Annotated in this window: 9 protein-coding genes; 2 read left to right on the top strand and 7 right to left on the bottom strand. The window is 54.3% G+C overall.

All coding sequences use genetic code 11. From position 1 onward, the window contains the following. A partial coding sequence (locus tag ABX962_RS16480; RefSeq protein WP_372721141.1) for a hypothetical protein occupies positions 1-1,117 on the top strand: 1,117 nt, incomplete at its 5' end. 535 nt (positions 1,118-1,652) lie between these two features. Here the strand turns inward: ABX962_RS16480 and ABX962_RS16485 are convergent. The 7 genes from ABX962_RS16485 to ABX962_RS16515 form a co-directional block, all read right to left on the bottom strand. Continuing rightward, positions 1,653-3,602 carry a DUF1559 domain-containing protein gene (locus tag ABX962_RS16485; protein ID WP_372721142.1) on the bottom strand — a complete coding sequence of 650 codons (1,950 nt, stop codon included), beginning with the start codon at positions 3,600-3,602 and terminating at the stop codon, positions 1,653-1,655. A gap of 42 nt (positions 3,603-3,644) precedes the next feature. Then, positions 3,645-6,467, bottom strand: coding sequence for a glycosyltransferase family 39 protein (locus tag ABX962_RS16490; protein ID WP_372721143.1), 2,823 nt, complete (start codon positions 6,465-6,467; stop codon positions 3,645-3,647). A gap of 91 nt (positions 6,468-6,558) precedes the next feature. Further along, positions 6,559-6,924, bottom strand: coding sequence for a hypothetical protein (locus tag ABX962_RS16495; protein WP_372721144.1), 366 nt, complete (start codon positions 6,922-6,924; stop codon positions 6,559-6,561). A gap of 149 nt (positions 6,925-7,073) precedes the next feature. After that, positions 7,074-7,286, bottom strand: a complete 213-nt coding sequence (locus ABX962_RS16500) for a hypothetical protein (protein ID WP_372721145.1) — start codon at positions 7,284-7,286, stop codon at positions 7,074-7,076. A 30-nt stretch (positions 7,287-7,316) separates the two neighbouring features. Then, on the bottom strand, positions 7,317-9,146 hold the full coding sequence (locus ABX962_RS16505; protein WP_372721146.1) for a hypothetical protein: 1,830 nt from the start codon (positions 9,144-9,146) through the stop codon (positions 7,317-7,319). 64 nt (positions 9,147-9,210) lie between these two features. Then, complete coding sequence (locus ABX962_RS16510) at positions 9,211-10,152, bottom strand: hypothetical protein (protein WP_372721147.1); 942 nt, start codon at positions 10,150-10,152, stop codon at positions 9,211-9,213. 738 nt (positions 10,153-10,890) lie between these two features. After that, positions 10,891-11,430 (bottom strand): hypothetical protein, encoded by a 540-nt coding sequence (locus ABX962_RS16515; RefSeq protein WP_372721148.1) that lies wholly within the window; start codon positions 11,428-11,430, stop codon positions 10,891-10,893. Positions 11,431-11,511: 81 nt separating this feature from the next. On the opposite strand from ABX962_RS16515, the gene ABX962_RS16520 reads away from it, so the two are divergent. Next, positions 11,512-13,208, top strand: a 1,697-nt coding sequence (locus ABX962_RS16520; protein WP_372721149.1) for an ArnT family glycosyltransferase, incomplete at its 3' end; no start/stop codon positions are given.

Here is a 13,208-nt window from a genome sequence, read left to right on the forward strand (position 1 = left end):
CATGCTGCTGTCAAACTCCGAAGGTGTCGTGCAAGTGTTCGGTCGCTGGGACGTCGTCGCCTGTGCCTTTTTTGCGGCGTTTCCGCTTGCAGTGTGGGGCGTCCAGTCATTTTGCAAATTCTCTAGCTGGCAGAAACTAAGCATTGCGTTTGGGGGCGTTGCGGTCGCTGCCGCGATCACCGTGTTTGCAGCATCGATCACTCAGCTTCCTGATCAAAGTGTGATCACGCTGACCGTATGCCGCAGCGTGATCGCGATGGCGACGATGATGGCCGTGACATTTGCGGGCACGACCGTAATGCCGTCGCCACGTTTACCCGTGTTTGCGGAGAACGGATGGATACGATTCGCGATGCTGGTCGCGTTGGCGACGCTAGTGCCGGCGGCCTATGCGGACGCGGTTGCGGATGGGATTCGTATTGATCTCGAGCGATCACTAGAAACCCGTCGTTTTGCACTGGCGAACCGACAATCCGAACAGTTTGCCCAGTTGAATCCCGGCGGCATCATTCATCAAAAATCGGTGCGAAAAGTCCAGCAGGAACTGAAAAACATTGTCATAAAACTGCAAGCTGAAGCGGGCCAGCCTCTCTCTGCTGATGCCTCGGTTAGCGTGCTAGGCCAGCGGATCACGGTGTTGATGCATTTGGATCGCAATGAGGAAGCGTTGCAGTTGCTCGAGCCATTGACTCGCGGTGATCGTTTTCAGCCCGTTAGCTTGGACTATAAAGGACTGTGTTTCCAGCGTTTGAATCGGATGTCGCAAAGCTTGGAGGCCTACCAGGCAGCGGTGGCTTACTGGGAATCGCAACCCGCAAGCCAGTCCAAACGATCGGGGCTGGGCAGTGCATGGAAGGGAATCGGGTTTGCCGCCCGACGACTTGATCAGCGGGCATTAGAAGAGCAAGCGTATCGCACGTTGGTGGAGATCGATCCGACCGCCGAGAGTCATTTGTTATTGGCGCAGTGTTACCGCGAACATCAAAAGACTCGTTTGGCGGCGGAGCATTCGACGATGGCGATGCAGTTGGATCCTGCGATGCAGTCGCAATCCGAATCAATCCTGTCATCGATGTCGATGGACCATTTTGGTTGTCTACAAGTGCCGCGGCGTTAGCAGCGGAAGGTCGTTGACTGTCACCTCTCCCCAAACGCAGTTTAGGGAGAGGTCGAGCAGAGCCTTCAGCGATTGCTCGGGTGAGGGCTTGTCTCCGGCTTGCTCGTACTGGACACCTCGCTGGCAACCGCTTGCCGCGATTCATCTTGCTCGGTCGGCCCTCACCCGGACGCGGCCTTGAGGGCCCGTCCGACCTCTCCCGTGCTTCGCTCGGGCGAGGTGACTCGTTGGCTGCACCTCTCCCAAACGCAGTTTGGGAGAGGTCGAGCAGAGCCTTCAGCGATGCTCGGGTGAGGGCTTGTCTCCGGCTTGCTCGCACTGGACAACTCGCTGGCAAGCACTTGCCGCGATTCAACTTGCTCGGTCGGCCCTCACCCGGACGCGGCCTTGAGGGCCCGTCCGACCGCTCCCGTGCTTCGCTCGGGAGAGGTGGCTTGCTGCGTACTACCTCTCCCAAACTGCAGTTTGGGCGAGGTGGACTTGTATACCGTAATCGATTTTCCAGCCGCAAAACCTACACATTAAAAAACGCCAGCTACTGGAAAACGTTTGCGTCAATGGACTTTCCGTCATTGCGAATTCCTAGTTGCGAATGGACCGTGGAATCGATCGAGTAGCTGATCGATTTTACCGCGCCGTCACAGAGCGTCATTTGAAACACCGCCGGATGGGCCGCGCCGAATACTGTCCCTTCTTCTTCAGGCAGGTTGGAATCAGGAAGCGGGCGGAATCGAGTGTCTCCGACCGCACCAACATAGCGAGTCAGATCGCGGTCATCACCGCTGTATGCGCTTTCGTTGTCCCCCATATCACTTCCTAGAGCGTAGCGGTTCACCGGAATCTGTTTTTCGCCTACCGCGTAGGTGTTGCTCAGCCCATCGGTGATGTCGCGAAAACGAATCCGACTGCGTTGGTAACAGATGCCTGTGTTGTCCGACATGTCCGGCCACGTGTGGCTGCGGGCGTCTTCGATCGAATCGGGGCCAGCGCCGGAGCGGATCATTTGACCTCCGCCATTGATCGCGTAGTCATTGCGGGCAACAAACACGAGCAGTGGATGGTGATGAGGGTGCCATCCTCGTTCGTTGAAGAAAAGTTCCCCGCCGCGTCGGCTGGGGCAGTGCAATATCGGAAGCGGCGTCTGCAGCCGCTGGCCGTTCGCCTCTTCGTCTTCGGCTCGGTGCCCTCCGGTTTGTTGTAATGCACTTTGTTCAATAAAGGGAAGTGACTGAAAAATCCAACCGCCTGGTTGAGCTGGTCCGTTGCCGATTGTCGGGATTCCTGCCCAATCTTTTCCCCAGCCGCCAGACGGAAACTGACGATACGTGTGCACGTGTTGCTGCAGTGCCAGTGACCATTGTTTGAGATGATTGGCACACTGTGTCCTCCGCGCCGCCTCTCGCGCAGACTGGACCGATGGCAACAACAGTGCGACGAGAATTGAGAGAACGGCCATCACCACGATCAACTCGAGCAAGGTGAACGCAGATCGCTCGGGGCGATGCGTCGAACGGTGGTGGTGACGCTCTGGTTCGTTCGACGGATTGCTTGCGATGCGAGCGTACGGCAATCGCTCGAGCGTCTTCTCCAGCAGTCGCCGGTTGTGCGAAATCAGATCCGCTAACAGGCCTGCGACCAGAGTAATCGCCGACAAAACCACCAGCACTCCGCCCAGAATCAATGATTGAATGTGCCCGCTGCCATCATCGAACACGTACAAATACAAGAACCTAGCGATTGGCAGGATACCGACCAACGCCAGTGCTAGGCTGATATTGACCAGCACCTCAAGCGGATGAAACATAAAGAACACTCGCATCATCGTGATCGCCGAACGCGAAACGAACTGCGGTATCGATCGAAATAATCGCGACGGTCGGGTGGCGGGGTTGGTATCAATGGGGACAAACTCGATCGCCAGATTTTTGCAGCTGGCCTGCAGTAGTGACTCGATCGTATAGGTGTACCCCGTGACGATATGCGTTCGTTCCGCTGCAGCGCGAGAAAAGGCTCGAAAGCCGCTGACCGGATCCGCCAGATCGCGGCCGGCCAACCCGCTGACCACGCGGCGTCCGCATCGCTGTAGCCACCGTTTTACGAGTGAGAACTTTGGATCCGCCCCAGGGCGTCGGTCTCCTACGACCACGTCCGCTCGGCCTGCGACGATCGGTTCGACGAGTTTCGCGATCGAAGAGCTGGGGTACTGGTTGTCGCCATCGGTGTTGACAATGATATCCGCATTCAGACGCAGTGCGGTCTCCAGCCCGCTGGCAAAGGTTGCCGCCAGTCCGCGGTTACAGAGATGTCGTTCTACATGATCAACACCCAGTCCCAATGCAACGGCCGCCGTTCCATCGCTGCTGCCATCGTCGATCACCAGTGTCTCGATTTCATCAATGCCAGAAATCTGCGAGGGGAGATCCGCGAGCACGCGGTGCAACGTTTCGGCTTCGTTAAAGCATGGGATCTGAATGATCAGTTTCATCGCACAGTCTCGTCAGAGAGGGAGTCTGTAAAGGGAGTTTTGTCAATCGATCTGTGTAGGGCGAGTTTCATCGAGCGTGATGGAGATCTCGTGTGCGTTTCCGCGAGCATCCACCGCGATCAGCACTGGTTCGGTTCCCACAAATGCCATCTCTTCGATTCGATGTTCAAGCAGTTTAGATTGTTGGACTAGGTCGCCGGTGCTTAATTCCCAAATTCGGATCGTACCCGTTGCGACGCTAGCAGCCAGCCAACGTTCGTCACTCGACAACGACAGTTGACGTGCAGTCTCACCAACGAGGGTGAACTGTTTCTTGCCTGTTATCCCATCCCAAATGGAGAGCTCGCCAGTGTGGTTGCGTCCGATCACGCGGCCATCCTTTGTGGCAACGAGGTCGATGATCAGGTGGCGACTGTTTTCGAGGTCGCCGAGCCACTGGCCGGTCACGTCGTAGCGGCCGATCGATCCACGTCGTCCGGTCTTCCAATCTCCCGTGCCCACGAGCAATTGGTTTGATGTGACCCAACCTAACGCTGTAGTTGTCAGCTCGCAGTCGATGCTTGCGGATAATCCCGACCCATTTGTGTCCCAAATCTGAACAATGCCGTCATTGCTTGCCGATGCCACCTGAGTTCCATCGGGTGAGAATGCGACCGCCGTGATTCGCGAATCATGAGTCCCTAGCCGTATGCGAGAAGACGCCTCTCTGGCTGTTTCCGTCGTCGCCAAGAACACATCGCCGTTGGCGTACCCGCTAACGAAACGGTCTCCCGATGGTGAACTCGCCAAGGCCGCGACGGAGTGTGTCGAGGCCGGCATGAGTTCGACGCCCTGACGATTTGCCTCGCCATCGGTTGTGGATTGTCGCTGTTGCATTGGTTCGGCAAGCTGGAATCGTTTGACCGAACCATCGGCACATCCCAACAAAAATGCACTCTCATTGGCTATGGCTGTCACAGTCGTTGCGTGACTGTTATCCAGTGATAAGTTGTTGTTGATTGCGATTTTTAAATCGGGGAGGTTATCGAATCCAAGTCGCTGGCGTAACTCCGTCACATCGGTCGTACTGATTTCATACAAACGCGTCGAGTATCCGGCGGTTGCAATAGGTTGCCATCGCTGGAAGTAGCTGTAGGCATCTTTTCGAGGCATCGCCAAACCGCCATTCCCGTCTGGAGCTAGAAACGCATAGCCGCGAATGTGATTGACGCTGATCGCATAACGACCCGGCTTTGGAAGCAATCGGCTACGGCCTCGTGCGTCCGAGGTCGCTTCGAACGGACCGCGTGGGGGCAGATCAAATTCAATCCCTGCTAACCGCGGATCAAAGCGTCCCCAATACACCATGCCGACGCCTCGCCACCCCCGCTTGTCGAGTTCGTCACGTAAATAGAAGAGATCCTGACCCCAATCGATATTGCTATTGATCAGATGCTGGTCACCTCGACGCGGGCCTCCTGCGAGCTCGTTAAAGTGCGACATGCTATGTGGGTAAATCCACAGACTCGATGAGACGGCCCATGCCGTGCATGCCACCATTGCCGTGTGGCCGTATTTTCTCAGCTTCGGCCTCGCTGCACCGGCCAGCCGAACAGCTTGGCTGATCCAAATGATCGCAAACGGGTACGCCGGCAAGAGGTATCGCAGGTGTTTGTTGATACCGGTTTGCGAGCTGACGGTCACGAGGATCGCGATCAGCGGAACCACGACAATCCATTCGTCTTTTGTCAAAACATTGCGGCGATGTGGATTGGCAATCGAGATTGCCATGGTGACAATTCGAACGATCGTGACGCCGACGAGCATCAGTAGTGCACCACAGGTGGACTTTACGCCGACGGCGTACAGGTAGTAGTACCACCAGCCTTGTGACCGCAGTTCTCCGCCCAGATAGGAGAGCGTTGTGGACTCGAAATTGGCTTTCTGGACATCGATCCCAAGGACGTATTGTTCCGGAAGCGGCACCGGGATGCCGGCCATCCACGTCCCCGCAAAACGATTGTTCTTGCTCCGAACGTCGTGAACCTCTTCGTCCTGGTCGACAGGTTCTGTCTCAGAGAACGCCTGTGACTGAAATTGATATTCACCGAGAGGTTTGAACAGTCCGTCGCCACTGTAACCGAGCACAAAGACGAACCAAGCCAATCCGAAAATGAATGCCAGTTGGGATGCCTGCCGCCAGCGTTGTTGGCAATGGATTCCGGTAAACCCGAGCCACAACGTCAATATCAAGGGAATGGCGATCACCCAGGTTGTTTTCGTCAGTTCCGCCAAACCAAGCGCTGCGCCAACGAGATACGCGTGCCTCCACAAGGGTTCCCGCAGCCACTGCCAAAACAGATAGAACGCGAGTGTTCCCATGGATGCGGCCGCGACGTCGGGGGTGATCAATTGGCCGTGTCCGATCACCAACGGGCTGAACGTCCATAACGCAACCGCCAATATCGCTGAGCCATCTCCGTAAAGTTTGCGACTCCATCGCCATACCGCCCATCCACCGATGGTGGCAAACGGGATGCACGCCCAGCGGGCAAATGTGTAAAGCCAAAACGCACGCGGGCCATTGGCGGCGATGAATTCCGCACCGACTTCGAAGTCGATTCGCTTATTGGTATCGGAGTCGATCACAGAATCAAGTCGGCTCCAATCGGTATCGGCACCCAAAAACCAAACCGGCAGCGAAGCGATCATTCGCACGAGCGGCGGGTTGACGCGATACAGATGATAATCGCCCCGTTCCCAGTGGCTCAGTCCCGCGGGCAAGTGCGCGACCTCGTCGTAGGTCGGGCTATGACGTACCGCACCCCACGCCAATAGGACGGCCTGAAGCGAAAGTAAAATTGCGGCAGCGTACTTGGTAGCCATCGGGCCCATGGGAAGTCGTCAGCGAATGTTGTTGGAAATTGATTTAGCGGAAGCGGAATGTCGTTCTGCTCGGTACGCCATACAGTGACCGTCAAATTGCGTTGGGAACTCGCCGCACATTCTTCGGCAGCGGCGTCGGAGTTTTCGTCTCGGGGAAACGCTGCAGTTCCCCACGTGTTTCCATTTCCAAAGTCACCGTTTCGACGAACCACGAGAGTTTCCCTATCTCCTCACGTTCGCTTGATTTGAATTGCTGCTCAGCTACGTCCCGTAGTTCCGGAAATGGCATCCCCTCTTCTCCTTCGGGTAACACCTCCAAAATGACCTCGCGGACTCGATCGTATTTCCACTGGAACATCTTCTTGTTGTCGCGTAGACCGTTGGGTGAACGGCATTCCATTTTGGGCTTGATTTCCATCGGCTGTGATGAACAACCCGTCGCAGCAATCAACATCATGAGTACTAGCGAAGCACGTTTGAGGCTTGCGAAATTAGCGATGTCGAGAAGTTTTTGTTTGGTAGGAACGGCCATTTAAAAGATCCAGGTAATTGTGTTGAAATTGGCCGAGACTGAGTCGTCATCCATCTGCGGCTTTAAGCTGTTTGTCATCTCCGCGACCATGCAATGCATCGCAACGTGACACCAGCGATCAATGCGACGACCACCAACAGCGAACGAACCACAAGCTGGTCGCGGGAAACCGCGGAGCCATTGACCCAGTACAGAAACGGTGTCATCGCGATGATCGTCCAGCAACCGAATTCAAACCAACCATCAAGCTGATGCGGATCGGTCGTTTGTTCGTTTTCATTGGTCATTGATTGATCTCGCTGTGATTGGAGAGGTTGCTACTGGGGGACGGTCGGCTCATTCGTATCAAGCCACTGTCGCTGTAGCGTGGCGGCTTGCTCGATTGAAATCTCGTAGATTTGAAATCCATAGCCGGCCCATGCCGACGGCTCGAACTGGCGTAGGTATTGGTACTCACCGCTACGACGCAGCAAAGTTTCTCGGTCGATTGCGTACCAACCGGGCTGAAACTGGGGCGTTGATGACCCCGTGCGATGGTTGCGACGAGTGGGCATCGACGGGACGGCGCCATTGGTTTGGATCCCGGCGGCACTGGGGTCGACGATGTGTAGGTAGTTGGTGACCATCAGCGGCCGCTTTTCAGCGTTCGCTTGCTGCCATCGACGCAAGTAGGGCAAGTCCTGGCCCCAGTCGAGATTGCTGGCGTTGAGGTATTCGTGAGCTCGATACGGACCGCCGATCGATTCGTTGAAATACGACAGACTGTGAGGATAGATCCAGAGACTGCTGGCAATTATCCACACGGTGGCCACCGCCACGGCGGGGCGCAATGTGCGATGGGGGACGTCAAAGACGCGAAACGCACGACTCGCAATGACAATCGCAAACGGCATCGCTGGCAACACGTATCGCAAATGCCGGTTTAGCCCCGTCTCGAGACTCGCGCCAATTAGGATCAACAGCATTGGTGTCCACAGCAGTAACTCTTGCTGCCACGGCACTCGCCAGGATGCCCGCAAAAGAAACCCCGTTGCAGCGATTAGAAATAACAACCAAAAGCCAAGCGGCAATTTGATCGCCATCCCATACAAGTAGTAGTGCCACCAGCCGTGGTTACGCCATTGACCGCGAAAGTAGGACCATCGCTCGCGATCAAAGTCCCATTTTTGCAAGTCGACGCCGATCACCAAATCTTCGGGGAATGGCACCGGAAGGCGTCCGAGCCACGTTCCGGCAAATCGATTTCCGCTGTAGGGGGCATAAGCTTGCCAATCGTCGCTGCCCGCGAGTGTCTTGCTGATAAACTGATAACTGTCCAAACGCCGAAAGCTGCCGGCGAATCCGTACATCAAGTTCACGACGAACAATGCGATTACAAGTGCGGAACCGAGTGACACCAGTTGCCGTATGCGGCTCTGCATCGTATCAGCTTTCTGCGGACCCATATCGCGGTTACGCTTGCAGTACTGGACCACCCCAATCACCAGACACAGCCCGGGTAACAACCCGCACAAAATCAACCAACTGCTCTTACATAACATCGTCAATCCCAAGACGAGTCCCAATTGGTAGGTCTCTACTAAACCGGGACGTTTCAGCCAGCCGCGAAACAGATAGAGTGTCAACAACCCCATGCTTGCCGCCTGTGCATCGCCGCTGATCAAACAGCCATAGCCAATGTTGTTTGGTAAAAATGCCCACAGCAGTGCGGCACCGATTCCGGCCGCCGAGCCATACAGTTCTCTCGCCCACCGAGATGCGACGTACATCCCAGTAATCGTAAATGGCAGACAGAACAACCGCGATAAAACCAACCAGCGATGAGCCGCCTCGGGATTTGATTCCAACATCGATCGTGCGAGTGTCCATTCCAGCCGATCTCGCGGGTCGATGTCTGCTGCCAATGCTGCGACCTCGGGGTCAAAAGTAAGCAGCGGTAGCGTTGCCCATAAACGCACCAGCGGTGGATTGACGCGAAACGCGTCGAAATTGCCGTATTGCCAATCCAAAATCCCCGCAGGCAGCAAGCCAACCTCGGTCCATGCAAATCCGTACCGGATCGCACAACCGCCAACCAGCACGACATGGATGACAATTAGCGATAGTAACAGTCTTTGGTAATTTGTGATTCGCGTGAAGAGCTTCAAATCCCTGCCTTAAAATCGTGCAACCTCAAACCTCGAGCGTTAGGACCGTGGTGATTCCAAAAGGCTATGACGTTTGTGCGGTTGGCTTTCTTTCGAGCTTCTTGAGTAATAAAAATCCTGCAACGAGCAGGAAAATCGAAATGGCGATGACGACGCCGATACGACTGCGTTCGCTGCCGGGAAGAACAGGTTCTTTGAAGCCATAGTGACTGACCATAAACCGATCCAAGTCGGGGGGTGAGTCCTCGTAGCTGAACCGTTGCAAAATGTGTACATAGGGTTCTTTGCTTTCGACGGTCTTAAAAATTTTCGTCTCCGATTCCCGCGGGATCCAAAAGCCATCTTGTTGGACAAAGTCACGGTTCTGCGAGATGCTCCTTCCCTTGCCTTTTGGCCAAAATGCCTCGGCCTGCACAGGAACCCAGCCGTACTTGTTAGGCAAGAATCTTGCAGCAATTCGCTCCTTGTTGACACGCATGCCATTGCTCATCCATTGCTTTGTGTCAGGAATTTCAATCGTTACACGGACTTCCTCGTCGTCACCGCGGCCCGAGTGAGCAGCATGAATTTTGCGTTGGTCAAGTTCAAAGTACTCATCAATTCGGAAGCCGTTAGCGGTTAGCCATCCGTACTGAGCGCCCTTAACAAGTTGAACTTCCGTCACAAGTTCGGTGTCGTGTTCCGTTTTCGTTCGTGGCTTGAGTGACTTAAGTTGCCACGGATCGGATGCGGTTTTTCGTTCGAGGAAGAAACTGTATTGGGGATTCGCAGCGCAAATCGCAGTTGGCTTCTCATAGAGAAAGTATTCTCCGGATTCGATGTAGACGCTCTGCGCGAGCGTGTCATTGATTAGGTTTCGTGATTGAAAAGTCGTTTCCACAGGGCTGAACGTGCTTCTTATTTCTTCCGAAAACGCGACGATTTCCTTTTCGGTTTCCTTGTCATCCGCGCGAAGGCCACCTGCAACGATTACGGTAATGAGTGAAGCCAGTAAAAATCGAACCATTAATCTGCTCTCAAAATTGTCGATGACATTGCTAGCTTTATTTGGGGCTATCTTATCTTAATAAAAACCCACTCAATAAGTTTGAAAAGCAATCTACCAAGTACACCGGATATGAGTGAAAAAGCGACCTTCTTGCTGAGAAAGCGAGCCATTGAGGCTGCGCATTCAGCAAGGCAGGTCGCTTCACGAAGCCATCGCTGACGCGAATACAGCAAATGGCGTTGCAACATCGTCCGTCAACCACTACATGCGATGTGAGCGACTAGTAAGCAAAATGCCCAAAGTGACACATTCACTATGTAGGAATTCATTGGCGTTAGCTACCTAGTGCAGCCACAGTGCTCATTCCCTTCAATAATAGATAGGTTTTTGCAACTTGTACCTTCACAGTTGGACGCCTCCAGGCAACCACCTGAACATCCTGCCGACTCCGCGCAGCCGTCGTCGCAGTCGGTGCCTGCCCAGGCGGACGATACCGGCGCAAAGCACAGAGCCAGAGAAAATATCACTGCCGAGAAACCCATCAGACTAAACTTCACCAAACCAAACCTCATCATACTTCCTCCCATAACAGAAAACTCTAGTAAACGAAACTCAACATAACGATCATCAATTTGCGAACAACAGAATGAAAGTCGCTTGTGCGTGAGTGTGCATAGCCGCAAGCAAGGAGCTAAGAGACGCGGTTCACGCTCCGTAAATTGGGCAAATGATTTTGAAGCAGTTGCCGCCGCCGTTCTACGACTGATGGCTGAAGTGAAAGTTAGATACTTTTACTTGCTTCTCCCGAATACCAGCGGTGTCTTGTATGAGCAGTGTGATCCTTACTTCCACTCCTTTATCCACACCACCTTCAATGGGCAGCAGGGTGCTTGTGCCCGGTTGTATGTCAATTGGTAAACCTGAGATGCCGACACAGCTGCAAGATGTTGTGTATCCCAATACCGTAATTTTGCTAAAGGTTAAGTTGCGAACGTTGATCGCGGGGCCGGTGGCTCGAGGGTCCTGGATAAGGTCGATGACTGAATCTTCCCCCCGCGTGTAAGCGACGAAATTTCCTAATCCTGCAAACCTAACGAACACGAAATAAACAATCACCGCAATTGCAATACACGAGACGACCTTAGTGATTCGCATTTGAAATACTCCTGCTGGCGGCGGTTGCATGCACTTAAGCTTTGTGAACTTATCGGGAAATGCAATCGGATGCAACAAAAAAACGCTAGTTTGCAAAGAAAAAAACTGTTTAGAGTTTTGTTGCAAATCAATGCCTTGCATGTAATTTTTGTGGTTTGTTTCGGTGTAAACTTATCGGACGTCTATACATTACGTGGATGTCAGGAATGCTGCAGTTGAACTATGTTCCAAAATAAGCGTATGGCGATCCTGATGGTGTTCACCCTGGCTGCGGCGATCTCCTTGTTGCAGCAGAGCTGGGCGTCCGCACCGACCTGGGATGAGAGTGCTCAGTTGGCGTCCGGGCTCGCGGTCTTGCGCAGCGGAGATCCAGGGTTTTACCGAGTGAATCCACCGTTGGTGAAATTGAGCTCCGCCGCGATCCCTGAATTGCTGTTCCAGCCGGAACTACCCGGGCTCTATCCCGCATCTCAGATGGCAGTTGGCGCAAGGCATGAGTTCAACTTGGGATACCGGTTTATGCAGGCCAATCACGCGGACTACCGGACTCTGTTCTATGTCGGTCGATTGCCACGTGTGCTGCTCACTTGCTTGACCGCTTGGTTGATCGTGTTTTTGCTTCCGCAGAACCTTCGCAAAATCGGTTTGATCGCAGCAATCTTATGGTTGACCAACCCGTTGGTGTTGGGGCATGGTTGGTTGATCATGCCCGACGTGTCGTCCGCTACGATGATGGTGCTGCTGATCACGACGACGGTCGCGTGGTGGCGACGGCCCGCTCGGTCTACTTCGACGCTGTGTGGATTAGCGTGGGGGCTAGCACTGTCAACGAAATTCACCTTTTGTGCGGTGTATCTGGCATGGCCGGTCGGAACGGTAATCTACCAAACTCGAGTGGCTAAATTGAAAGGGTCGCAGGCCACGCTAACTGCAATCCGATCGCATTTCTATCAAGGTTGCATCGCCGCGATTGTTGTTGCGGTCATGTATGGGGGGCAGGATTTGGGATGGCGGCTTTCGCAGCATCGTTTTCGCAGCGATCTCTTGTCGTGGCTCAATGATACGTCGTCCGGGGACGCACCAAGCAGCGCTGTGTCGAGGCTGGTCGGACAATTGCCGTCTCCGTTACCGGCACAATTTTTGATCGGGATCGATGAGCAACAGGCTGCCGTGGAAAACGGCCGTGCCGCCTACGTCGATGGCCGTTGGTATCCCGAGGGTGTCTGGTGGTATTACGTCTATGGACTGTTGGCCAAGGAACAGCTCGCCGTTTGGATTGGAGCGGTCATCTTAGCGATTGTATTCGCAGTGTCCTTGATCCGGCGAAAGCGGTTGCCTCCGACGGGTGAACTTCGAGACAAAGACGTTTCGGCGTTGCTGATTTGCTGCTCGGTTGCCGCGACGTCGGTGCTGCTGATCCTTTCGCTCCACTGGCAGATGGCGGTCAATCTTCGCTACGCATTGCCCGCGTTACCTGCGATCTACCTGCTGGCCGGCGTCGCATGGTGCCATTGGTCATTCCGAGCGGTGCGAGCCATGCGTTTTGCGGCGGTCGCTTTGTGTGTGGTCATGCTTTTGGAATACGCGGTCGTGTTTCCAAACTATTTCGCGTATGTCAATCCGATGTTGGGTGGCTCGTACAAGACGCCTCCGGTATTGCACCAAAGCAATTTTGATGCGGGGCAAGACTTGTGGCGTTTGGAAAAGTGGCTGTCCAGAAATCGTGAACTCGGCACTGAACGTTACTTATGCATTCATTCGCACGAGCCCGAAGCGTGTTTTCAATTCAAGCTTCGTGATCCCGATCCGCAGGTTTTGGAGCAAATGATTCAATCGCGGGAAACGCCGCAGGCGAACGCAAACACCGGTGTTATCGAGATCGTCTTGCAACGAAGATTGGGGTGGGAAAAGCCGCCAGA

The organism is Novipirellula sp., from assembly GCF_041583735.1.
Classification (GTDB): domain Bacteria; phylum Planctomycetota; class Planctomycetia; order Pirellulales; family Pirellulaceae; genus Novipirellula.